This window comes from Nonomuraea phyllanthi (genome assembly GCF_006334985.2).
Classification (GTDB): Bacteria; Actinomycetota; Actinomycetes; order Streptosporangiales; family Streptosporangiaceae; genus Nonomuraea; species Nonomuraea phyllanthi.
The window spans coordinates 186,552-209,544 of the sequence record NZ_VDLX02000011.1; the positions used below are offsets into that span (position 1 = coordinate 186,552).

At 70.9% G+C, this 22,993-nt stretch carries 23 protein-coding genes; 11 read left to right on the forward strand and 12 right to left on the reverse strand.

Going from position 1 to position 22,993, the window contains the following annotated elements; translation table 11 throughout:
- Positions 1-165: 165 nt before the first annotated feature.
- From FH608_RS28420 to FH608_RS28430, 3 genes are all read left to right on the forward strand, one after another.
- Positions 166-1,803, forward strand: a complete 1,638-nt coding sequence (locus FH608_RS28420; protein WP_226899987.1) for a thiamine pyrophosphate-dependent enzyme — start codon at positions 166-168, stop codon at positions 1,801-1,803.
- A complete protein-coding gene (locus tag FH608_RS28425; RefSeq protein ID WP_139633676.1) occupies positions 1,800-3,254 on the forward strand; it encodes an aldehyde dehydrogenase family protein in 1,455 nt (484 codons plus the stop codon). Before FH608_RS28420 ends, FH608_RS28425 begins: the two co-directional genes overlap by 4 nt.
- Before the next feature lie 104 nt (positions 3,255-3,358).
- Complete coding sequence (locus FH608_RS28430) at positions 3,359-4,075, forward strand: FadR/GntR family transcriptional regulator (protein ID WP_139633677.1); 717 nt, start codon at positions 3,359-3,361, stop codon at positions 4,073-4,075.
- An 11-nt stretch (positions 4,076-4,086) separates the two neighbouring features.
- Here the strand turns inward: FH608_RS28430 and FH608_RS28435 are convergent, their stop codons facing one another.
- The 3 genes from FH608_RS28435 to FH608_RS28445 are packed head-to-tail and all read right to left on the reverse strand — an operon-like array spanning position 4,087 to position 6,785.
- Entirely contained in the window at positions 4,087-4,596 is a 510-nt protein-coding gene (locus FH608_RS28435) for a hypothetical protein (protein ID WP_139633678.1), read from the reverse strand.
- On the reverse strand, positions 4,589-5,827 hold the full coding sequence (locus FH608_RS28440) for an aromatic ring-hydroxylating dioxygenase subunit alpha (RefSeq protein WP_139633679.1): 1,239 nt from the start codon (positions 5,825-5,827) through the stop codon (positions 4,589-4,591). Before FH608_RS28440 ends, FH608_RS28435 begins: the two co-directional genes overlap by 8 nt.
- A complete protein-coding gene (locus tag FH608_RS28445; protein WP_193318670.1) occupies positions 5,820-6,785 on the reverse strand; it encodes a PDR/VanB family oxidoreductase in 966 nt (321 codons plus the stop codon). Before FH608_RS28445 ends, FH608_RS28440 begins: the two co-directional genes overlap by 8 nt.
- Before the next feature lie 115 nt (positions 6,786-6,900).
- Between FH608_RS28445 and hpaH the strand changes: the two genes are divergently transcribed.
- The 6 genes from hpaH (at position 6,901) to hpaD (ending at position 13,293) form a co-directional block, all read left to right on the forward strand.
- Positions 6,901-7,686, forward strand: a complete 786-nt coding sequence (hpaH, locus tag FH608_RS28450; RefSeq protein ID WP_139633681.1) for a 2-oxo-hept-4-ene-1,7-dioate hydratase — start codon at positions 6,901-6,903, stop codon at positions 7,684-7,686.
- Complete coding sequence (locus tag FH608_RS28455; RefSeq protein ID WP_139633682.1) at positions 7,671-8,453, forward strand: aldolase/citrate lyase family protein; 783 nt, start codon at positions 7,671-7,673, stop codon at positions 8,451-8,453. The genes hpaH and FH608_RS28455 overlap by 16 nt, the downstream gene beginning before the upstream one ends.
- Positions 8,450-9,904: a fumarylacetoacetate hydrolase family protein gene (locus FH608_RS28460; protein WP_139633683.1), complete on the forward strand. Its 1,455-nt coding sequence runs from the start codon at positions 8,450-8,452 to the stop codon at positions 9,902-9,904. Before FH608_RS28455 ends, FH608_RS28460 begins: the two co-directional genes overlap by 4 nt.
- A complete protein-coding gene (locus tag FH608_RS28465) occupies positions 9,901-10,620 on the forward strand; it encodes a GntR family transcriptional regulator (protein ID WP_226899988.1) in 720 nt (239 codons plus the stop codon). Before FH608_RS28460 ends, FH608_RS28465 begins: the two co-directional genes overlap by 4 nt.
- Complete coding sequence (gene hpaE / locus FH608_RS28470) at positions 10,617-12,140, forward strand: 5-carboxymethyl-2-hydroxymuconate semialdehyde dehydrogenase (RefSeq protein WP_139633685.1); 1,524 nt, start codon at positions 10,617-10,619, stop codon at positions 12,138-12,140. Before FH608_RS28465 ends, hpaE begins: the two co-directional genes overlap by 4 nt.
- Before the next feature lie 79 nt (positions 12,141-12,219).
- Positions 12,220-13,293: a 3,4-dihydroxyphenylacetate 2,3-dioxygenase gene (gene hpaD, locus FH608_RS28475; RefSeq protein WP_139633686.1), complete on the forward strand. Its 1,074-nt coding sequence runs from the start codon at positions 12,220-12,222 to the stop codon at positions 13,291-13,293.
- Between the two features lie 36 nt (positions 13,294-13,329).
- On the opposite strand, the gene crcB is transcribed toward hpaD, so the two are convergent.
- From crcB to FH608_RS28510, 6 genes are all read right to left on the reverse strand, one after another.
- Positions 13,330-13,689: a fluoride efflux transporter CrcB gene (gene crcB / locus FH608_RS28480; RefSeq protein WP_139633687.1), complete on the reverse strand. Its 360-nt coding sequence runs from the start codon at positions 13,687-13,689 to the stop codon at positions 13,330-13,332.
- Positions 13,686-14,042, reverse strand: a complete 357-nt coding sequence (locus tag FH608_RS28485; protein WP_139633688.1) for a DUF190 domain-containing protein — start codon at positions 14,040-14,042, stop codon at positions 13,686-13,688. The genes crcB and FH608_RS28485 overlap by 4 nt, the downstream gene beginning before the upstream one ends.
- Positions 14,039-14,533 carry a fluoride efflux transporter FluC gene (locus FH608_RS28490; protein ID WP_139633689.1) on the reverse strand — a complete coding sequence of 165 codons (495 nt, stop codon included), beginning with the start codon at positions 14,531-14,533 and terminating at the stop codon, positions 14,039-14,041. The genes FH608_RS28485 and FH608_RS28490 overlap by 4 nt, the downstream gene beginning before the upstream one ends.
- Before the next feature lie 337 nt (positions 14,534-14,870).
- Complete coding sequence (locus tag FH608_RS28495) at positions 14,871-15,428, reverse strand: dihydrofolate reductase family protein (RefSeq protein ID WP_139633690.1); 558 nt, start codon at positions 15,426-15,428, stop codon at positions 14,871-14,873.
- Positions 15,429-15,485: 57 nt separating this feature from the next.
- Positions 15,486-16,457 carry a sigma-70 family RNA polymerase sigma factor gene (locus FH608_RS28500; RefSeq protein ID WP_226899989.1) on the reverse strand — a complete coding sequence of 324 codons (972 nt, stop codon included), beginning with the start codon at positions 16,455-16,457 and terminating at the stop codon, positions 15,486-15,488.
- 495 nt (positions 16,458-16,952) lie between these two features.
- The gene (locus FH608_RS28510) at positions 16,953-17,795 is read right to left on the reverse strand and encodes an AraC family transcriptional regulator (RefSeq protein WP_193318671.1); all 843 of its coding nucleotides are present in this window, start codon (positions 17,793-17,795) and stop codon (positions 16,953-16,955) included.
- A 118-nt stretch (positions 17,796-17,913) separates the two neighbouring features.
- Here FH608_RS28510 and FH608_RS28515 point away from each other — a divergent pair, with 118 nt between their 5' ends.
- A complete protein-coding gene (locus FH608_RS28515) occupies positions 17,914-18,606 on the forward strand; it encodes an alpha/beta fold hydrolase (protein WP_139633692.1) in 693 nt (230 codons plus the stop codon).
- Positions 18,607-18,630: 24 nt separating this feature from the next.
- Here the strand turns inward: FH608_RS28515 and FH608_RS28520 are convergent, their stop codons facing one another.
- A complete protein-coding gene (locus tag FH608_RS28520) occupies positions 18,631-19,629 on the reverse strand; it encodes an ArsR/SmtB family transcription factor (RefSeq protein ID WP_226900017.1) in 999 nt (332 codons plus the stop codon).
- A gap of 86 nt (positions 19,630-19,715) precedes the next feature.
- Between FH608_RS28520 and FH608_RS28525 the strand changes: the two genes are divergently transcribed.
- Entirely contained in the window at positions 19,716-20,981 is a 1,266-nt protein-coding gene (locus tag FH608_RS28525) for an MFS transporter (protein WP_139633694.1), read from the forward strand.
- Here the strand turns inward: FH608_RS28525 and FH608_RS28530 are convergent.
- Positions 20,950-22,059, reverse strand: coding sequence for an ABC transporter permease (locus FH608_RS28530; protein WP_139633695.1), 1,110 nt, complete (start codon positions 22,057-22,059; stop codon positions 20,950-20,952). The genes FH608_RS28525 and FH608_RS28530 overlap by 32 nt on opposite strands.
- Positions 22,056-22,952, reverse strand: a complete 897-nt coding sequence (locus FH608_RS28535) for an ABC transporter ATP-binding protein (RefSeq protein WP_139633696.1) — start codon at positions 22,950-22,952, stop codon at positions 22,056-22,058. The genes FH608_RS28530 and FH608_RS28535 overlap by 4 nt, the downstream gene beginning before the upstream one ends.
- Positions 22,953-22,993 lie beyond the last annotated feature (41 nt).

A 22,993-nucleotide genomic window follows, 5' to 3' on the forward strand; every position in this document is an offset into this window, starting at 1 on the left:
GCGCGGCGGAGCCATCATGCTTCCGCCGATCCATAGAAACCATACAAATGGTTGACACTCTCCGACAACAGCCATAACCATATATATGGTTTATGAGATAAGCCTGGTTCGGGGATGCGCGGTCGGGTTCCGGTCCTCGGCCGATCACTTTCCCTAAGGAGACCCATGGACATGACGGGCGGCGAGGCTCTCGCCCGTTCGCTGGCGGCCAACGGCGTCAGCCAGATCTTCGGCATCCCCGGCGTGCAGCTCGACCATGCCGCGGACGCGCTCTACCACGCCGGCGACGACATCGCCTTCACCTGCGTGCGTAACGAGCAGGCCGCGACCTACATGGCCGACGGCTACGCGCGATCCACCGGCCGGCCCGGCGTCGCGATGGTGGTGCCGGGGCCGGGCATGCTGAACGGCCTGGCCGGCCTCGCCACCGGGTACGCCTGCTCCTCCCCGCTGCTGTACGTCTGCGGGCAGATCGACTCGGGGGCGATCGGCAGGGGGCTCGGCGCGCTGCACGAGATCCCCGACCAGAGCGGCATCCTGCGTACGCTCACCAAGTGGAGCGGCATGGCGAAGCGTCCCGAGGACATCCCGGGCCTGGTCCACCGCGCTTTCGCCGAGCTGCGCTCGGGACGGCCCCGCCCTGTCGGCCTGGAGATCCCCCCTGACGTGCTCGCCGCGCGGGCCGACGTCCAGATCCCCGGCGCCGCTCCGGCCGCGCCCGCCGTTCCGGACCAGAAGCCGATCGACGCCGTGGCCGAGATGCTGCGCGGCTCCCGGCGGCCGGTGATCTACGCGGGTGGCGGTGTGATCGCCGCCGGCGCCTCGGAGGAACTGCGCGAACTGGCGGAGATCCTGCACGCGCCGGTGGTGATGAGCGAGAACGGCCGTGGCGCGATCTCCGCCAGGCATCGGCTCGCGTTCGACGCGCTCGCGTTTCGCCGGCTGCGCGAGGACGCCGACGTCGTGCTCGCGGTGGGCACCCGCTTCGTGACCGCGTTCGGCGGCCAGGTGAACACGGCCCGGGCCCGGCTGGTCCTGATCAACGCCGAGGCCGCCGACCTCGGCGAGCCCCGTGCTCCCGAGCTCGGCGTGCACGCGGACGCCCGGCTGGCGCTCGCCGCGCTGGCCGAGGAGTTGCGCGGCGCCGACCGTGAGTCCCGCGTGGCCGAGTTCGACGCGGTACGGGCGTGGCTGGAGGAGCAGTACGCCGACATCGCCCCGCAACGGGCCTACCTGAAGGCGATCCGTTCCACGCTGCCCGACGACGGCGTCCTGGTGAGCGAGCTGACCCAGATCGGCTACGCGGGCAATGTCTGCTTCCCGGTCTACCGGCCGCGCACCTACCTCACGCCGGGATACCAGGGCACGCTGGGATACGGCTTCGCGACCGCGCTCGGCGCGAAGACGGCCGCCCCGGAGCGGCCCGTCGTCTCCGTCACCGGCGACGGAGGGTTCTCCTGGACCCTCCAGGAGCTCTCCACGGCGAAGAAGTACGGCCTGGCCACGGTGACGGTGGTGTTCAACGACGGCTACTTCGGCAACGTCCGGCGGATCCAGAAGAACCGCTTCGGCGCCCGCTACTTCGCCAGCGACCTGGTCAATCCCGACTACGCCAAGCTCGCCGACGCCTTCGGGATCGCCGCCGCGCGGGCGAGCGGCCCTGAGGAGCTGGAGGCGGTGCTGAAGGAGGCGCTGACCGCCAACGAGCCGGTGCTCGTCGACGCTCCCGTCGGAGAGTTCCCCGGCCCCTGGCATCTGATCCATGAGGGCGTGCCGCGCCCCGCACCACTGGAGACGTCATGATCGAGCGCGATGACCTGCTGATCGCCGGTGCGTGGACCGCCCCGCTGGGCGACGCCCCCGCCACACTCGACGTGGTCGACCCGGCAACCGATCAGGTGGTGGGACGGGTCCCGGCCGGCTCGGTCGCGGACGTCGACGCCGCGGTCCGTGCCGCCGCCGCGGCCTTCCCGGCCTGGTCCCAGGTTTCGATGGCGGAGCGCGTCGCACTGGTCGAGCGGATCAGGGCCGGGGTCGAGGAGCGCCGGGAGGAACTGGCCGGGCTGCTCACCCTCCAGATGGGGACGCCCATCACGTTCGCCAGGCAGGCGCAGCTGGGCGTCGCGCTGGCCGATCTCGACGAGATCGTCAAAGCGGGCCGCGACTACGCGGCGGAGGAGTCCATCGGCGGCGCCCTGGTGGTACGCGAGCCCGCCGGCGTGGTCGCGGCGATCACCCCATGGAACTTCCCGCTGCACCAGATCGCGCTCAAGGTGGGAGCGGCGCTGGTGGCCGGGTGCACGGTCGTGCTCAAGCCGAGCGAGCTGACCCCGCTGGACGCGTACGTCTTCGCCGAGATCGTCCAGGCCGCCGGAGTGCCCGCGGGGGTGTTCAACCTGGTGCCAGGCGACGGCCCGGTCACCGGGGAGGCGCTTGTCGCGCACCCGCTGGTGGACGTGGTCACGCTGACCGGATCCGTACGGGCGGGAGCGCGCGTGGCCGAGCTGGCCGCCCGCACGGTCAAGAAGGTCACCCTGGAGCTCGGCGGGAAGTCGGCCGGCATCGTGCTCGACGACGCCGACCTGGAGACGGTCGTCCCGCAGGCCGTCGGCGGCTGCTTCGCCAACTCCGGCCAGATCTGCGCCGCCCTGACCAGGCTGCTCGTGCCCGAGCACCTGCTGGAGGAGGTCGAGCGGCTCGCGGCCGATGCGGCGGCCGGGTGGGTGCCCGGACCGCCGTCCGACCCGGCCACCAAACTCGGCCCGCAGGCGTCGCGGCGGCAGCAGCGGATCGTCCAGGACTACATTCGCGCGGGGGTCGCGGAGGGCGCGCGGCTCATCGTGGGCGGCACGGAAACCATCGCGGGTGGCGCGGGAACCGGGGGGCCGGGCGCCTACGTCACCCCGACGGTCTTCTCCCGGGTGCGGCCGGAGATGACGATCGCCCGCGAGGAGATCTTCGGACCGGTCCTCTCGATCATGAGCTATGCCACCGAGGACGAGGCCGTCGCCATCGCCAACGACTCCGAGTACGGCTTGTCGGGTGGCGTGTGGTCGGCGGACCCGGCCCGAGCGCTGGCGGTGGCCCGCCGCCTGCGCACCGGGATGGTGAGCGTCAACGGGGCAGGACTCAACGTCGCGGCCCCCTTCGGGGGTTACAGACGCTCGGGCGTCGGCCGCGAGTGCGGACGGTACGGCATCGAGGAGTTCCTGGAGACCAAGACCGTGGTGGGCCTGCCCGAGGCCATCGCCTGAGATCTCCGACGGGATCGCGGGCCGGGGGCGCGCGCCGCCGGGTGGCCTCACCCGGTCGTGCGCCGGCCGCTCGAACGCCGCCGGCCTGCGATACTGGATCCACCATGTCTGTTCCACGAGCTGTTCCGCGCCGGCGCTCAGCCGTCGAAGCGGTCGCGTCCGAGATCGAAGACGGTATCGTCGAGGGGCGCCTGCGGGTGGGCAGCCGGCTCGGCACCCGCGCGGAGCTCGCCGGCAGGTTCGGGGTGGCGCCGACGACCATCGCCGAGGCGGTGCGCGTTCTCGAGGCCAAGGGGCTGATCACGACCCGCACCGGTCCGCAGGGCGGCATCTTCGTCGCCCAGCGAACGGCGCAGGCCGTGATCGGCAGCGGATTCCTCAACCTCCAGGACGTGCCGAGCACCGCGATCGACTGCGTCCGGGTGATCGACGCCCTGGAACCCGCCGTCGCGCAGGCGGCCGCCGAGCACCGCTCCGCGGCCGACGCCGAAGACCTCACCCGGCTTCTCGAACAGCTCCGCGCGACGTGGAGCGACCGGGTCGCCGGCCTGCGGGCCAACTGGCTGCTGCACCGCCGCATCGCCGAGATCGTCCCCAATCCCGTTCTGAAGACGGTCTATCTCAGCCTGCTGGCCTACGTGGAGTCACACGACGACTTCTATGTCGCCGATGACGGCATCCCGCCGAATTCCCGGGTCCGGCTGGAGATCCACGAGAAGCTGGTCGCCGCGATCGTCGCAGGGGACCGGGCGGCCACCGCCGATGCCGTCCGGCGCCACCAGACCGTCTACGACGACTTCCACGTCGTCGAGGTTCCCTGACAGGACATCCGTCAAGCGGCCGGGCCGAAGACGGCCTCGTCGATCACGGAAAGGTCGAGTCCCGCCAGGCCCCGGGCGGGGTCGACCCGGACGATGACGCCGCCCGGTTCGCCGGGCAGCGGGTCCAGGTCGACGACCGGGTCATCGATCCACACCCAGGGCCGGCCGGCGGCGTACTCCCGGATGGCGGCCAGCTTGTTGAACTGCACCGGCAGATAGGGCCACGGGGCGGCGGGCAGGCCGAGCACCCCGGCAAGCGCGAGGTGCGCGTTCGGCCCCCACTCGGAGGCCCAGACGATGCCGTAGCGTCGTGCGAGGTGCGCGACGGCCTCGCGGGTGCCGTCGGGCACCTGGAGATCGCGCACCCACTTTCCCCGTGCCGACAGGTGCTCGAGCCGGGCCGGCACGCGCGCCTCGCCTTCGAGGACGACGACACCGTCGACGCCGAGCACGGCCAGCGGCCTCCCCGCGGTGACGGCCGCCGGGGTGTATTTGGCCAGGAGCGCGGCGGGGCTAGGCATCCACGAGTCCCTCCGCCAGGGCCTCTTCGCGGGTGAGGAAGAAGTTGCCGCCGGTGATGCCGACGATCTCGTCGGCGGGGTCGCGGATCACACCGACCGGGTCGTCGCCGGCGGTGACGGCACGGATCTGCCTGGCCATCATCCGGCGCAGCATCGCCACGCCCTGGTCGGTGGTAGTGAGGTGGTCCTCGGAGTGCAGCGAGATCGGCCCCTGGCTCTTCTGGGCCTCGTAGTCACCGGGCATGCGCCGGTGCTCCTCCTCGCTGAGCTCGGCCCACGGCTTGCCGCCGAAGGTGGAGCGTAGCTTGACCAGGAAGTCGGGATCCTCGTGGACCGCGAGGGTGAAGATCCGGAAGGTGGTGTCGTCCTCGGGCACCACCCATCCGATCAGGTTGGTCGGGCCGGGCGTGAGCCGCGGGCTGGGCACGACACGGAGGTTGGGGAACATCACCTCGGTGCGCCGGCGCAGCGCCCGCTGATCGTCGAGTTTCCTGATCTGCGTCGAGCGGACCCCGACCGGCGTGTACTCGAAGGTGACCTCGGGTATCACGGCCATCTCCGCGGTGAACTGCTCGCCGCTGAACCGCGCGTGCAGGATCGGCACGTGGAAGGGGTCCATCACGTTCTCCCAGTGCTGGAGCCAGTTGAAGTCCAGCACCTCCGGCCCGCCGCCACCGACGCCGGCGTCGTTCACGATCAGCTGCTGCCCCTCGGGGATGGTCTCGAAGACGTCGTAGCGGGGGAGGACGGGCTTCTTGCCCGCGGGGCCCAGGTAGGCCCACACCAGTCCGTAGCGTTCCCGCACCGGATACCACGGCTGGCGGACCTTGTCGCGGTGCTGGCCGAGGTCGGGCTCGCAGGGCTGCTCCAGGCAGTGGCCCTGCGGATCGAAGACCCAGCCGTGGTAGCAGCAGCGAATGCCGTCCTCTTCCACGCCTCCGTAGTAGAGCGAGGCGCCGCGGTGGATGCAGCGCGGATGCAGCAGGGCGGGCTCGCCGCGTCGGGTGCGGAAGAGGATGAGCTCCTCACCCAGGACCTTGACGCGCCGCGGGGTGGTGGTGGCCTTCTCGGCCTTCGAGATCGGATGCCAGTACCGGCGCAGCACCTCCCCGAACGGCGTGCCGGGGCCGACCCGGGCGAGGTCGTCCAGTGGCCCGCCGAGCTCCAGCCCGTAGGCGGTTCCCGTATCGGCGGCGGCCTCGGTGGCGTGGGTGGTCGTCACATCAGACATCGAGTTCCAGTTCCTCTGTCAGGGCCCGCGAGACGCAGACCATCATGGTTTCGTTGGCTCGTTTCTCCGCGTCGGTGAGGATCGAGTCGCGGTGGTCGACCGCGCCGTCGAGCACGGCCAGCTCGCAGGTGCCGCAGACGCCTTCGCGGCAGGAGGAGGGCACGCCGATGCCGGCGCTCTCCAAGGTGTCGAGAATGCTCCGTCCGGGTTCGACCGTGACGGACCGCTGCGAGCGCGCGCAGCGCACCACGAAGGTCCCCTGGCGCACCGGCTCGCTCAACGGCCTGGCCCGGAAGCGCTCCACCGTGACCTCGCGCCCGCGGTCGCGGGCGTGCTGCTCCGCCTCGACCAGCATCCGTTCGGGGCCGCAGCAGTAGATGGCCGCCGCGGGGTGCGCCCGTGCGATGGCCTCGCGCAGGTCGAGGCGCCGTCCCTCGTCCGAGGCGAACACGTGGACGGTCCCGGTGCCGTCCGCCAACTCGTCACGGAACGGGATCGCGTGACGGGAACGGACGGCGAGATACAGATCCGATGGCCTGCCCATGGCAGTGGCGCGCCGCATCATCGGCAGCAGGGGAGTGATGCCGATGCCGCCCGCGACGAAGACATAGCGCGGGGCGTCGGCGAAGGGGAATGTGCTGCGGGGCGCGCTCACGGTCAGCATCTCGCCGACCCGGAGCCGTTCGTGGACGTGCCTCGACCCGCCGCGGCCGCCCGGTTCGAGCGCCACGGTGATCCGGTAGGACGAACGGTCGGCGGGATCGCCGCTGAGGGAGTACTGCCGGACGAGGTTCGAGGCCAGCTCGACGTCGATGTGAGCGCCGGGTGTCCACGCCGGAAGGGCCGCGCCGTCGTCCGAGCCGAGGATGACGGACACGATTCCCGCTGCCTCCCAGTGCAGCGTCACGACACGGAGGGCCAGGTACGTCTGCGCTCCCGCCTCAAGCGGTTGGTCCACCTGCATCACTGTCACGATAACGCATATTAGACATGTTCAATCAGTTTAACTAGTTCCATGATGATACGAAATCGTATATGGTCTGGGCCGATCGCGGATATGGAGGATGGAGCCAGTGCTTCAGCAGCAACAGATCGAGCAGATCGCCGACGAACTGCTCGCGGCGGGCCGGGAGCGGAGCGTCGTGCCGCTTCTGAGCGCCCGCTACCCCGGGATGGAGATCCAGGACTCCTACGCCGTCCAGGCCCTGTGGGCCAGGCGCCGTACGGAGGCGGGCGGCAGGATCGTCGGCCACAAGATCGGCTTGACCTCGCGGGCGATGCAGGCGGCCACCGGGATCACCGAGCCCGACTACGGGGTGATCTTCGACGACATGGTGGTCGAGAACGGTGGCGTGCTGCCGTTCGACGCCTTCTCCAACGTGCGCGTCGAGGTCGAGCTGGCCTTCGTGCTGGGCAGGCCGCTCACCGGCCCGGCCTGCACGGTGTTCGACGTGCTGGACGCCACCAGGTACGTCGTGCCCGCCTTGGAGATCCTCAACTCGCACATCGAGCTGCGGGGCCGGACCATCGTCGACACGATCAGCGACAACGCGGCGATGGGCGCGATGGTCGTCGGCGGGCGCCCCGTCGCGGTCGACGCGGTGGATCTGCGCTGGGTCAGCGCCCTGCTCTACCGGAACGAGACGATCGAGGAGACGGGGGTCGCCGCGGGCGTGCTCAATCACCCGGCCACGGGCGTGGCCTGGCTGGCCGACAAACTCGCCCAGCACGGGACGTCGCTCGAGGCGGGGGAGATCATCCTGTCCGGTTCGTTCACCCGCCCGATGTGGGTGGAGCGCGGCGACAGCGTCCACGCCGACTACGGCGACCTGGGGGCGATCACGTGTCGTTTCGCGTAGACCCGACCTTCCGCGACGCTCTCGCGGCGTCCCGCCGGCCCCTGATCGGCATGTGGGTGTGCAGCGGCAGCCCGCTGGTCGCCGAGATCTGCGCCGGCAGCGGGCTCGACTGGCTGCTGATCGACGCCGAGCACAGCCCCAACGGACTGGAGTCCCTGCTCGCCCAGCTGCAGGCGGTGCGCGGACATCCGGTGACCCCGCTGGTCCGCCCGCCGATCGGCGACCCCGTCGTCATCAAGCAGTACCTCGATCTCGGCGCGCAGAATCTCCTGATCCCGATGGTCGACACCGCGGAACAGGCCGCGGCGGCGGTGCGCGCGATCGAGTACCCGCCACGCGGGATCCGGGGCGTGGGCAGTGCGCTCGCGCGCGGGTCGCGCTGGAACCGGGTCCCCGACTACCTGCACACCGCCCGCGAGACCATCGCGCTCTACCTCCAGATCGAGTCAGCCGAGGCGGTCGCCGACGTCGAGGCCATCGCCTCCACACCCGGCATCGACGGCATCTTCATCGGGCCGTCCGACCTGGCGGCCTCGATGGGCGTGCTCGGGGAGCAGGACCATCCCGAGGTGGTGGCCGCGGTCGAGCACTGCCTCCGGGCCGCCGCGGCGGCAGGTGTCAAGGCCGGCCTCAACGCCTTCGCGCCGGCGCTCGCCCGGCGGTACCTCACCGCCGGCGCCGATTTCATCCTCGTCGGCGCCGACGTCCAGCTGCTTGCCCGCGGGAGCGAGAGACTCGCCGCCGACTACATCGAGGAGGCCGTGTGAACAGGCTCGGACGCCCCAGCAAGATCATCGCTGTGCACCTGAACTACCCGTCGCGCATCGCGCAGCGGGGGAGAACCCCGGCACATCCGTCGTTCTTCCTCAAGCCGACCTCGTCGATGGCTGTCAGCGGCGACGTCATCGAGCGCCCGGCGGGCACGGAACTGCTGGCGTACGAGGGTGAGGTCGCGTTGATCGTGGGCACCCGCGTGCGCCGGGTCACCCCCGACCAGGGGTGGGCGGCGATCTCGGGGATCACCGCCGCCAACGACTGGGGCCTCTACGACCTCCGCCTCGTCGACAAGGGCTCGAACCTGCGTAGCAAGGGGGGAGACGGGTTCACTCCGCTCGGCCCCGAGGTGATCCCGGCCGCGTCGGTCGACCCGGCGGCCCTGCGCGTGCGCACGTGGGTCAACGGCGTGCTCAAGCAGGACGACACGACCGCCGGCCTGGTCTTCCCGTTCGGGACACTGGTGGCGGACCTGTCCCAGCTGATCAGCCTTGAGCCCGGCGACGTCATCCTGACCGGCACGCCCGCCGGCTCCTCCGTCGCGCTCCCGGGCGACGTGGTGGAGGTCGAGGTCGACGCGCCGACCGCCCCGGGGACTCCGAGCACCGGCCGCCTGGTCACCAGGGTGGCGGAGGGGACGACGCCGTTCGCCGAGTACGGTGCGCGGCCTCATGTCGACGACCTGCAGCGGATCGAGGCGTGGGGCGACGCCGAGACGGCAGGTGTCACCGCGCCGGCTCCGTTCGCCCTGACCGACGAGGTGCGCGAGAAGCTGTCGTCGGCCGCCGTGGCGACGATCAGCGCCCAGTTGCGCAGGCTGGGCCATCCGAACGCGTCGATCGACGGTGTCCGGTCCCTGACCCCCGGGACGAAGATGATCGGGGTCGCGCGGACCCTGCGCTTCGTCGCGCACCGGCCGGATCTGTTCGAGTCCCACGGCGTCGGCTTCAACGCTCAGAAGCAGGCCTTCGACTCGCTCGCGGAAGGCGAGGTGCTGGTGATCGAGGCTCGCGGCGACGCGACCGCCGGAACCGTCGGCGACGTCCTCGCCCTGCGGGCCAAGACGCTGGGCGCCGCCGGGATCGTCACGGACGGGGCCGCGCGCGACTCGGCCGCCGTCGCCGCCATCGGCCTTCCGACGTTCGCCCAGGCCGCTCATCCCTCGGTGCTCGGCAGGCGGCACGTCCCGTGGGAGGTCGACGCCACGATCACCTGCGGGGGCGCCACGGTGCTGCCGGGCGATGTCGTCGTCGGCGATGACGACGGAGTCGTCGTCATCCCGCGCCACCTCGTCGGGCAGGTCGCCACCGGGGCAGCAGCCCAGGAGGCGGAGGACGCGTGGGTCGCCGCGCGGGTGGCGGAGGGCCATCCCGTCGAAGGACTCTTCCCGCTCGACGCCGAATGGCGCGGCCGCTATCAGGCCTGGCGGGAGGAACAGCCGTGACCCAGCCTGGGAGCAAGTCCCGCGCCGCCTACGAGTGGATCCGGGAGCGGATCGAGACCGGCCGGTTCACCCCCGGGTACCGCCTGGTCCTCGATGCCATCGCGAGGGAGATCGGCATCAGCGCGGTCCCGGTCCGCGAGGCGATCCGCCTGCTCGAGGCGGAGGGTCTGGTGACCTTCGAACGCAACGTCGGCGCCCAGGTCGCCTTCATGCACGAGCAGGAGTACGAGTACACGATGCAGACGCTCGCCCTCGTGGAGGGCGCCGCGACCGCGCTGTCGGCGCCGCGCCTCACCGGCGACCACATCGCCCGAGCACGATCGATCAACGACCAGCTGGCCGACTCCCTGAAGCTGGAGAGCTTCGACCCCCGACGGTTCACCGAGCTCAACCTCGCCTTCCACACGGTGCTCTTCCAGAAGTGCCCCAACCCGCACATCGCCGACCTCGTCGGCAGAGGGTGGAAGCGGCTGACCGTGCTCCGTGACTCCGTCTTCGGCTTCGTGCCCGGTCGTGCGCGCGAGTCCGTCGGGGAGCACGAGGCGCTCCTGCGGTTGATCGAAGCGGGGGAGGCCCCTCTGACCATCGAACTCGCGGCCCGTGACCACCGGCTCGGCACCCTGCACGCGGTGCTGGCCTACCAGGCCGGCCGCCGCCATGCCGCGCCGGCCGTTGGCCGCAACCCATCGACCCACCTGACGCGGGAGCAACCATGAGCCAGCACGTCCCCGGCGGGCTGCCGGACCACATCCAGCACTTCATCGACGGCCGGTTCGTCGACAGCGTCGACGGCCAGACCTTCGACGTCCTCAACCCCGCCACCAACCAGGTCTACATCAAGGCCGCGGCCGGCAGGAAGGCGGACATCGACCGCGCGGTGGCCGCGGCGAAGCGGGCCTTCGGCGGCCCGTGGCCCACGCTGGCGCCCCGCGAGCGCTCGCGGGTGCTGCACCGGGTGGCGGACCTGGTCGAGGCGCAGGACAGGCGGCTGGCAGAACTGGAGACCTGGGACACCGGCCTGCCGATCACCCAGGCGCTCGGCCAGGCCCGGCGTGCCGCCGAGAACTTCCGGTTCTTCGCGGACCTGATCGTCGCCCAGCGCGACGACACCTACAAGGTGCCCGGCCGCCAGGTGAACTACGTGAACCGCAAGCCCAAGGGCGTCGCGGGTCTGATCACGCCGTGGAACACCCCGTTCATGCTCGAGTCCTGGAAGCTCGCCCCGGCGCTCGCCACCGGCAACACCGTGGTGCTCAAGCCGGCCGAGTTCACGCCCCTGTCGGCATCCCTGTGGGCGGGGATCTTCCGCGAGGCCGGCGTCCCGGACGGTGTGTTCAACCTGGTCAACGGCTTCGGCGAGGAAGCCGGTGACGCGCTCGTGAAGCATCCTGGAGTGCCGCTGATCTCCTTCACCGGTGAGAGCCGCACCGGGCAGATCATCTACGCGAACGCGGCACCGTACCTCAAGGGCCTGTCCATGGAGCTCGGCGGCAAGTCGCCGGCCGTGGTCTTCGCCGACGCCGACCTGGAATCGGCGCTGGACGCGACGGTGTTCGGGGTGTTCTCGCTCAACGGCGAGCGCTGCACGGCCGGCAGCCGCATCCTCGTCGAACGACCCGTGTACGACGAGTTCGTGGAGCGCTATGCCGAGCGCGCGAAGGCCATCGTGGTCGGTGAACCGGCCGACCCCGCGACCGAGGTCGGCGCGCTCGTGCACCCCGAGCACTACGACAAGGTCATGAGCTACGTCGAGATCGGCAAGCGCGAGGCCCGTCTCGTCGCGGGAGGGGGCCGCCCGGAAGGATGCCCCGAGGGCAACTACGTCGCTCCGACCGTCTTCGCCGACGTCAGGCCGGAGGCGCGGATCTTCCAGGAGGAGATCTTCGGGCCGGTGGTCGCGATCACCCCGTTCGACGGCGACGAGGAGGCTCTCCGGCTCGCCAACGGCGTCGAGTACGGCCTCGCGGCGTACGTCTGGACCAATGACCTCAAGCGCGCCCACACCTTCTCCCAGAGCGTCGACGCGGGCATGGTCTGGCTCAACTCGAACAACGTGCGCGATCTGCGCACGCCGTTCGGCGGTGTGAAGGCCTCCGGTCTCGGCCACGAGGGCGGCTACCGGTCGATCGACTTCTACACGGACCAGCAGGCCGTGCACATCGCCCTGAACGACGCCCACTCGCCGCGCTTCGGCGTCGGACCGCAGGCGGCCACGTCGTCCAGGGCGCAGAAATGAGCGTCCGGAACGCGGACGCGAACGTCCGGAACGCAGACGTAGGCATTCGTACCGCAGGAGTGAGAGCGAGGAAGGCGTCATGACCCCCGACATCCCCACCCCCAAGGCTCCGGCGCCGGACATCATCCGATGCGCCTACATGGAGCTGGTCGTCACCGACCTGAAGAAGTCACGCGAGTTCTACGTCGACATGCTCGGCCTCGTCGTCACCGAGGAGAGCGACGACGAGATCTACCTGCGGACGTTCGAGGAGTTCATCCACCACAACCTCGTCTTGCGCCAGGGCCCGGTGGCCGCCGTCGCCGCGTTCGCCTACCGGGTTCGCTCGGCGGAGGAGCTCGACAGGGCGGTCGCGTTCTACACCGAGCTCGGCTGCCGTGTGGAGCGCCGCAAGGAGGGCTTCGTCAAGGGCATCGGCGACGCCGTTCGCGTCCAGGACCCGCTCGGGTTCCCGATCGAGTACTTCTACGAGGTCGAGCACGTCGAGCGCCTCGCCTGGCACTACCAGCTGCACACCCCGGGCGCCCTGGTCCGCCTCGACCACTTCAACCAGGTCACCCCGGACGTCCCGCGCGCGGCGAAGCACATGGTGGATCTCGGCTTCCGGGTGACCGAGGACATCGAGGACAGCGAGGGCACCGTGTACGCCGCGTGGATGCGCCGCAAGCCCACCGTCCACGACACCGCGATGACCGGCGGCAACGGCCCGCGCATGCACCATGTCGCCTTCGCGACCCACGAAAAGCACAACATCATCGCGATCTGCGACAAGATGGGCGCCCTGCGCATCTCCGACCGGATCGAGCGCGGCCCGGGCCGTCACGGCGTCTCGAACGCGTTCTACCTCTACATCCTCGACCCGGACGGTCACCGCGTGGAGATCTACACGCAGGACTACTGGACCGGCGACCCGGACAACCCGCTCGTCACGTGGGACGTCCACGACAACCAGCGCCGCGACTGGTGGGGCAACCCGGTCGTCCCGAGCTGGTACACCGAGGCGTCGACGGTGCTCGACCTCGACGGCCGCCCGGTGCCGGTCGTGGAGCGTACGGACGCGAGCGAGATGGCCGTGACGGTCGGCGCGGACGGCTTCTCCTACACCCGTGAGGGCGACGTCGAGCGCGGCTTCAAGCTCGGCGAGCAGCTGTGACCTGCCGGGAGCCGGTCCCGGGACGACAGGGCCGCCTCACGCTCCGCCCGGGGCGACCAGGAGTCCCAGCGCTCCGGCGCCGAGCCCGGCCATCACGCTGACGGTGGCGTTGGCCAGCGCGTAGAAGCGCGAGCCGTCCTGGGCCAGCCGCAGCGTCTCGTAGCCGAAGGTCGAGTAGGTGGTCAGCGCGCCGCAGAAGCCGGTGCCGAGCAGCGCGGACCAGCCCCGGTCCGCGGGCAGGCCCGCCAGCAGGCCGAGCACGAACGAGCCGGTCAGGTTGACGGCCATGGTGCCCCAGGGGAACACCGAGTCGTGCCGGCTCTGCACCAGGCGGTCGGCCAGGTAGCGCAGTGGCGCGCCGATCGCCGCACCGATGGCCACCAGCAGGATCGTCATCGGCCGTCCGCCGATCCGGGCGTACGGCCGACGTAACGGATCACCTCGACCTCGTCCAGGATGACCAGCCCTTCGCTGATCAGCTCGTCGAGCTGCGGGAGGAAGGCGCGGATCTTCTCCTCGGCGTCGACGATGATGACGGCGACGGGCAGATCCTCCGACAGCGACAGGATGCGCGTGGTGTGGACGCGGTTGGAGGCGCCGTAGCCCTCCATGCCGCGGAACACGCTCGCGCCGGCCAGCCCGGCGACGTGTGCCCGGTGCACGATCTCGTGGTGGAGCGGCTTGTGGTGCCAGGTGTCGGTGTCGCCGATGAAGACGGTGAGCCGTAGGGCGGGTCCGTGCAGTTTCACCGCTGCCTCCTGCGTTCGTTTCGGCGCCGGGCGATCGCCGGCACCTTCCCGGCGACGGCCACGCCCGCCCAGACCGCAGGCAGGGCGATGACCAGCGTGCCGGCCAGGTAGGCCACGGCCACGCCGGGAGCGCCGGCCCGTACCGCGGTGTGGACGTCGATGATGTAGGTCGAAAAGGTGGTGTAGCCGCCCAGCACTCCCACACCCCAGAACGGGCGCAGCAGGCGCCGCCCGGTCCATACCTGGTCGATGAGCGTCATGAGCACGCCGATCAGCAGGCAGCCGGACACGTTGATCAGGAACGTGGACCACGGGAAGCCGCCCGGGGCGTGCGGCAGCGCGGTCGAGATGCCGTAGCGGGTCAGCGCGCCCAGCACGCCGCCGGCGGAGACGGCAGCCGTCACCGGCCAGGCGCGCGCCTGCGGTTCGGCGCGCACGCCGGGGACGTGGGCATCGACGTCAGGATCGACGGGCGCGACCGGCTCGTGCATACAGCTCTCCCTACCAGAAAGACACGCGTTTCTCCTGGTAGGGACCGTTGGCGGCGTACACCGCGGTTTCCCCGGGCCGACCCGGGACGGCGGGCCCCACCGCCGCGGACCTCACCGTGCTGGTCGAGGTCTCACTGTCCACTGTACCGGTGGCCGCCGGGCATGCCGATGCCGCTGCGCAGCAGCCTGAGTACCGCGCCGGCCAGGGGGCGATTCCTGGCCGGCAGCGGGAAAGCCGTCGCGCAGGGCGGCTCGCGTCTCGTTCAGGCCGGAAAGCGAACGGTCACCGTTCAGGCCGGGAAACAAACGGTCACCGTTCAGGCCGGGAAACGAACGGTCACCGTGCCGGCCGCCGGTACCGGCTGAGGACGGCGGCACCGGCCGGTTCGGCCGACAGGCACTCCAGGTAGGCGGGTGGGCCGCCGGCGGGGAAGAGCCGTTCGCCGGTGCCGAGGACGGTGGGGAAGGTCAGCAGCCGGTACTCGTCGATGAGGTCCTCGGCCATCAGCGCATGGACGACGCTCAGGCTTCCGGTGATGACCACATCACGCGGCTCGCGCTTGACGGCCTGGACGAGATCGCCCTTGACGACCTGCGAGCCGGTCCAAGCCGAGGTGTCGGTCAGCGTGCGCGAGGCGACGAGTTTCGGCACGGCGTTCATCCGCGCGGAGAAGGGGTCGTCGCGTCCCGGCCAGAGCCGCGAGAACAGCTGCCAGGTGGTACGTCCCAGCAGCATGACGCCGTCGTCGAGGATGCTGCCGAGCCGGAACTTGTCCCCGGCGACCGTTTCGGGCCCGTGCCGGAACGCCCAGCCGCCGGCCGGAGTGCCGGCGGAGCCGTCCGGGTCGGACACGATCCCGTCCAGGGTGATGAATTCGATGACGATGACGCTCACGATGGGTGTCCCTTTCGTTCGATGCTCACCCGTACGTACCGGTGGCATCGGCCGGACTCATCGCGGTGTGTCGAAAATAATCTGCGGGGACAGGTCGAATGCCTCGAACACGGCGGGATCGGCGAAGACGACGTTGCGGGCGATCCGGTCACCGGTGACCGTGAAGACCTGGAGCGTGTGCAGGCGATGCCCGCCGCCGGGTTCGGGGGCGTACGCGGCCAGGGCGGGCTGCCCGTTGGCGGTGAGGAGCCTGAGGCGCCAGCCGGTGCCGCGCATGTCGAACACGCGCCGCATGAACAGGCCGTAGTCGTGGCTTCCCCGGTACCACAGCGGCACCGGCGGCATCTCCAGGACGGCGTCGTCGGTGAGGAGCCGCACGAGCGCGGGGACGTCGGCCGCCTCGAACGCCCGCATGTAGCGCTCGATCACCTCGCGTACCTTCGGGTCGTCCGGCTCGCCGACCTCGTTGACGTCCGTGGTCTCGCCCGCTTCGGCGAGGGCGGCGCGGGCTCGTTGCAGGGCGCTGTTGACGGCCGGGACCGTGGTGCCGAGCTGGACGGCCACCTCGGCGGCACTGAACTCCAGGACCTCGCGCAGCAGGAGCACGGCCCGCTGCCGCGCCGGCAGCGTCTGCATCGCCGCCACCAGCGCGAGCCGCATGTCGGCCCGTACCCCCACCTCGACCCTGGCGTCGGGAAACGGCTGGAGCCAGGGAATGTCGAAGACCGGTGCGAGCGGCGCCTGGGGATCATCGCTGGGAGCGCCCAGCCCGGACGGCAGTGGCCGCCGCGCGCGGCCCTCCAGAGCGGTCAGGCAGACGTTGGTCGCGATCCGGTACAGCCAGGTGCGCAGCGACGCGCGGCCGGCGTCGTACCGATCCCGGGCCTTCCACGCCCGCAGCATCGTCTCCTGCACCTGGTCCTCGGCCTCGTGGTACGAGCCCACCATCCGGTAGCAGTACGCCACCAACTCGGCTCGATACGGCTCGCAATCCACCGCCCCATCATGGCGCACGTGACGTCCCCGCACATCTGAGCTGGTGAGAGGCGGCTTGGCACGGGTGATCGACGCTACTGGAAGAACTGCTCCATTTTGCCGGCGAGGCTTGCCGGGGGAGCGGCCCTGGCGTTGAAGCCTGGCTCAGCCGCACGCGGTGGAACAGGTCAGCTCGGTGATCGGTGAGATGAGCTGGACAGGGGCGTTGTTCAGGACGAGGTCGGCGGCGGAGCTCCGGTGAGCAGGGCAGCGTCAGGACAAACCCCATGCGTGGGTGAAGGTACGAGCTGCTGTGGTCAGGCAGCGGCGTCGTCGTGCGAGGTGGCGGCAGACCTGTCACGCCAAGGGGCCGCATCCTGCTCGATCCGGTCCAGTTGGACCTGCAGCCGCTCGGAGCGCCTCGAACGCGGCGGGATCGGCGAGGACGACGTTGCGGACGGTCCGGTCATCGGTGAGGGTTAGTGATCTACAATGTAAAGGCGGGGCGTCGATCCAGGCGAGAAGATCGTCGGCTGCGACCACGGTTCGTCACTCCGAGGACCTGACCACCGTCGGGTGAGACGTACGGGCGGTGGTCTGGCGGCTGGTTCGGTAGCGGCCAGGGGTCGTGCCGATGATGTCGGTGAACGCTGTGATGAAGCTGCTGGGGCCGGCCCATCCGCAGGCGTAGGCGGTCCGGATGACGTCGTGGCCGTCGGCGAGGAGCACGAGCGCGTGGTAGATGCGTAGCTGCGTGCGCCACTCGTAGAAGGTCATGCCGAGTTCGTCGCGGAAGAGCCGGCTGAGGGTGCGGCTGCTGGCTCCGATCGTCTTCCCGAGTTCGGCCAGGGTGGCGTTGTCGGCGGGCGTCTCGTACAGCATCCGTGCGATGGCCTGCAGCCGGTCGTCCCGTGGCTCGGGCAGGTGCAGTGGCTGTTCGTGTGCCTCGCCGAGTTCGTCGACGAGGACCCGGAGGAGGCGGGAGCGCGCGGAGCGGCTGTAGCCGGGCGCGGCGTCGTCGTAGTTGCGGGGGCCGGTCAGGGCGAGCAGGACCTCGCGGGCGAGGTCGGAGGCCAGGAAGACGGAGGGATGGTCTGGTAGGAGCCGCGCGAGTGAAGGCGCGAGAAAGACGATCCGCATATCGGTGTCGCCGTGGGCGCGGTGGTAGTGCGTGAACCCGGCGGGCGTCCAGGCGACCCGGTTGGCGGGCACGATCGACGTGCCGCGCTCGGTGTGAAGTGCCAGGACGCCGCTGGCCGCGTACACCAGGTGCCCCCGCGCGTGCGACTGCACCTCGCTTGTCTCGCCGGAGGGCCAGAGGTGGCGCCCGCCGGACGGCCACATGTGCGACGTCACATCGGCGATCCGGGAAGGTTGGCGGCGAACAGGCATCGGTTGGCATCTTATCGGTAGCACGCCACATCTCGATTTGGTGAGACTGCCTCCTATGCGGAGTGGTCATCGAGGCGGCGTGCCTCGATGCCGCGGCTTGAGGGAGAAGGAGAAACGCATGGCGACGTTCGTTCTCGTGCCCGGCGGTTGGCATGGCTCATGGTCGTTCGAGGCGGTGGTTCCGCTGCTGGAGCGTGCCGGTCATGCCGTTCACGCCCTGACCCTGACCGGTCTGCGGCCGGGCGACGACACCGCGACGGTCGCGGCAGCCAACCTCGATACGCATGCCGACGACGTGTTGCGGCTCCTCGATCGCGCCCACATCACCAGTGCGACGCTGGTCGGCCACAGCTACGGTGGCATGGTGATCGCCGCCGCCGCTGATCGGGCCGACGGCCGGGTCTCACGCCTGGTTCATCTCGACGCCTACGTACCGCGTCATGGCGAGTCGTGCTGGTCGTTGACGACCGAGCGTTACCGGGAGGCGTTCGCCGCCGGCGCCGCGAGCACCGGCTACGCCGTCCGGCCGCCGGACGGCGGCGATCCCCGCCGCCGTCCCCATCCCCTCGCCTCGTTCCTGCAAGCGATCCGGCTCACAGGTACGCCCGCCCAGGTCCGTCGGGAGTTCGTCTACTGCTCGGGATGGGAGGACCGGACGCCGTTCGCCGAACTCCGCACCCGGCTCCGAGCCGATCCCGATTGGCAGGTCCACGACCTCCCGACCAGGCACGACGCGATGCACGAGGCCCCGGAGGCGGTCGCCGCGCTCCTGCTCGGCGAAGGCGTCGCGGATGCGTCGACGTGCAGGTGACCTCTCTGCGCTGATCGCCGCGACTCAGGCTCGGATCCTGTCGACCAGCGCCTCGCCCAGCGGCGTGCGCGCGTACAGCACCTGGTGTCCCTGGCGGCGCGAGGTCAGCAGCCCGGCCTCGCGCAGGACGGTCAGGTGCGCCGAGACGGAGGACGGCGCGAGGCCGTACTGGCTGGCGAGAACCGTCGTGGTGGCCGGTACGTGGAGTCCGCGCAGGATCGCCGCCCGGTTCGGGCCCAGCAGCCGGGCGAGCGGGTCCCGGGTCGCGGAGGGTGGACTGTCGCGCCACAGGCCGGCCATGCCGCGCGCCGGGTAGATCACCGTGGGCTGCCAGGGCGGGGCGAAGCCGCTCACCACGTCGGGCCAGACGAAGACGCTCGGCATCAGCAGGAGACCGCGCCCGTGGAGGTCGCGCCCGATCAGTGCCGAGGAAACCGTGCGGAGCGTCAGTGTGCCCTCGTTCCAGCTCAGGTTCGCGTGCAGGCCGGCGAAGAGGCTCTCCAGGCCGCTTTCGGCCAGTTTCCGTGTGCGGTAGGCGACGTCGGCCTCCATCACGGCCCGCAGCCGTGTCCAGTCGTCGGCGATCAGGGCCGTCCAGACACGCTCGGTGAGATCGGCGAGCCGCTGGACGGCCCGCCCGGGGTCATCGAGCATCGTGCGGCCGAGCGGGGACTGCGCGGCTCCTGGTGTGCAGGCCAGGGAGCGGACCATTTCCCGGTGGGCGACGACCGGATCGGTGGCCCGTAAGCGGGCCAGTTCGGCGTCGAAGGAGGCCGGTGACTCGAAGGGGGCGTCCGGCGGCGGGCCGAGGAAATCCGGGATGTAGCCGCTGCGCGGCATGAACAACCACAGTTCGGACAGATCCAGCCCGGCCACGGCTGCTCGCATCCGCCGCAGCCATGGCTGGTGGTAGCCGTGCCGTCCCGTGCGGCGCAGCGTGCGTACGGCCTCATGGGTCTCGCACAGCGGTGAGATCGCGAACCGGCAGCGCAGCAGATCCTCGGGGCCGAACCGCAGGTGCATGGGCACGGTCTTTCCCCTCTGACTGGCTGATTCGGCTGCACACGAAAGACTAGAAGACGACGCGGCACTTCTTGGAGGCTGCCGCCATGTCATCGCCCCCGCGGGAGTCGGAGCCCTCCTCCTCCGGCGGCGAACGCAGCGCGGGATACCGGGCCGTGTTCGCGGTCGCCGAGTTCCGCGCCGTCTTCGCCGCACACGCGATGTCGACGCTGGGCGTCGTCGTCGCCGAGATCTCCCTGTCGGTCCTGGTGTACCGGATCACCGGCTCGCCGCTGATGAGCGCGCTGACGTTCGCCTTCGGCCTGCTTCCCTACGCTCTGGGCGGCACCTTGCTGTCCTCGGTGGCCGACCGTTTCCCGGCACGCCGGGTGCTGGTCGTGTGCGACCTGGTGTGCGCGGTCTGCGCGGCCGCGATGGCGGTGCCGGACATGCCGGTCGCCCTGCTGCTCGTCCTGCGCTGTGTGACCGCCGCCGTCGCACCGATCTTCCAGGGCACGCGCGCCTCGACGCTCGGCGACATTCTCGGTGAGGGAGACCTGTTCGTCCTGGGCCGCTCGGTCGTCCGGATCGTCGGTCAGACCGGGCAACTCGCGGGTTTCGGCGCCGGCGGCCTGCTGCTGACCGTCGCGTCGCCGCGGGCCGTGCTCGTATGGGCCGTGGCGACCTTCCTCGGCTCCGCGGTACTGCTCCGTTTCGGGACCCGCCGCAGGCCGGCGCGGGCCGCGACGGGCGGTGCTCTCATCGGCTCCTCGCTCGCGGGCATGCGGCTGCTCCTTGGCGACCGGCGGATCCGATCGCTGTTGCTGCTGTGCTGGGTGCCGCCGACGTTCGTGGTGGTGCCTGAGGCGCTCCTGACGCCGTACGCCAGCGCCCTGGGCCTCGCCCCGGCAGGGCTCGGACTGCTCATGTGCGGGATGCCGATCGGCGCGATCCTGAGCGAAACCCTGGCCGGCTCGCTGCTCGGCCCGCGCGGCCGGGCACGGCTGACGAGGCCGGTGGCCGTCCTGGCCATGCTGCCGGCCATCGGGTACGCCTTCGAGCCCTCGCTCGGCTGGGCGCTGGCCTGCCAGGTCCTCACAGGCTGCGGCATCGCCTACACGCTCGGCCTGGACCAGTGGTTCGTCGCCGCAGTACCGGAGGAGTTGCGCGGCCGTGCGATGACGCTGATGACCGCCGGCCTGATGACGGCTCAGGGGCTCGGCATGGCTGTCGCAGGTGGAATCGCCGAGTTCGTCCCGGTCCACCAGGTCATCGCGGGAGGCGGCGTGCTCGGCACGGTGTGCGTTGCGGCGGTGCTGCGATCGGCTCGGGATCGTCCCTTCAGCGCACGCGCACCACGTCGCGGAGCTTGACCCGGGCGCCCGTCCGCAGCACCGCCCGCTGGTACACCTTGGCGCCGAAGGCCAGCGCCGCGAGCACCGCCGCCGCCATCGCCACCATGGAGAGCACCACCTGCCACAGCGGCACCTCGGTCGCGGCCGTCCGCACGGGCATGACGATCGAGGAGAAGGGCGGCACGTACGACATGACCGTGGCCAGGGTGCCCGTGGGAGCGTTGGTGGCGTAGAAGGCCAGGAAGTAGCTGACCATGATCACCATGATGAGCGGCGTCAGCACGCTGTTGACCTCCTCCTGGCGCGAGACCAGCGAGGCCATCGCTCCCGCCAGCGTGGCGTAGAAGGCGTACCCGAGCACGAACCACACCAGCACCCCGGCCACCAGCCCCGGCATGCCGGGCGGGAAGTCGCCGGCGACACCCGAGGCCGTGGACGCCGCCAGGCCGACGGCCAGGTTCGTGACCAGGTTGATCAGGCCGACCGCGCCCAACCCGACGATCTTGCCGCCGAACAGCTGCCACGGCCGCAGCGTGGCGAGCAGGATCTCCACGATCCTGCTGCTCTTCTCCTCCACCACCCCCATGGCGACCATCCCGGCCTGGCCGATGAGCATCATGAACAGCACGACCACCAGCACCACGGCGAGCCCGGTGCGCGCGGTCTGATCGTGGGCGTCGGCACCTATGGACTCCATGCGCAGCGGCGGGATCGACACGCCCGCGGCCGCGAGCTTGGCCTCCCGGTCGGCGCTCTGCAGGAGCACGCCGAGCCGGTCGTCGATCTCCCCGTTGGTGAGCACCGTGGTGCCGCCGGCCAGCACCGCGTCCACGTCCCCGTCGAGCACGGCCTGCCTGGCGGCGGCCTCGTTCGGGAACGTGCGCCACTCGAACGTCGCATCCGGCGCGGCCGCCCGCAGCGGCAGCCGCTGGGTGCCGAGCGTGCCGAGGGTGTAGGTGTCGGGCCTGTCCAACACCTTGGGAGCGAAGGACACCGCGCCCACCAGCACGGACGTGAAGATCAGGCCGATGACGAACGCCCTGGTGCGGATCCGCGTCATGACCTCCCGGCGGGCGGCCAGGATCAACCCGTTCACGTCACGGCCTCCTTGAAGATCTCGGTGAGGGTGGGTCGCTCGACGCCGAAGTGCTCGACGCGCCCGGCCTTGAGGGCGCGGCGCAGGATCTCCTGGTCGTCGCCGCTCGTCGTACGCAGGATGTGCCGGTCACCGGACACGGTGACCGCGCCGGGCAGGCCGTCCGGCCAGCCGGGGGCCGCATCGCGGACGACCACCCGCAGCGTGTCACCCGCGGCCGAGCGCAGCTCGGCCACCGCGCCCGTGGCCACCATCCGCCCGGCCGCCACGATGCCGACCGAATCGCACAGCCGCTCCACCAGCTCCAGCTGGTGGCTGGAGAAGATCACCGGTACGCCGCTGCCGCACCGCTCCTGCAGCGCCGTGGCGAGCGCGTCCACCGCGATCGGGTCGAGCCCGGAGAACGGCTCGTCCAGCACCAGCACCTCGGGGTCGTGCACCAGCGCCACCGCCAGCTGCACGCGCTGCTGGTTGCCCAGCGAGAGCGCCTGCACCGGGTCGTTCCTTCGTTCGGCCACGCCTAACCGCTCCATGAGGTCCTCGGTGGCTTTCCGGGCGGCCGCGGCGCTCATGCCGTGCAGCCGGCCGAAGTACGCGATCTGCTCGGCGACCCGCATCTTCTGGTAGAGGCCGCGCTCCTCCGGCATGTAGCCGAAGCGGCGCCGGTCGTCGTGGCGCAGCGGGCGGCCCTGCCAGCTCACCGATCCGGAATCGGCCTGGAGCACGCCCATCACGATGCGCATGGTCGTCGTCTTGCCCGCGCCGTTCGCGCCGACGAACCCGAACATCCGCCCCGGCCGTACGGCGAAACCGATCCCGTCCAGGGCGAGCTTGCCGTCGGGTGCGTCGGGGCCGCCCGCGAAGCGCTTGCGCAGCTCGCTGATCTCGAGCATCAGGTTCTCTCCTTCATCGTGGGCCGATCGTGGCCTCCGAG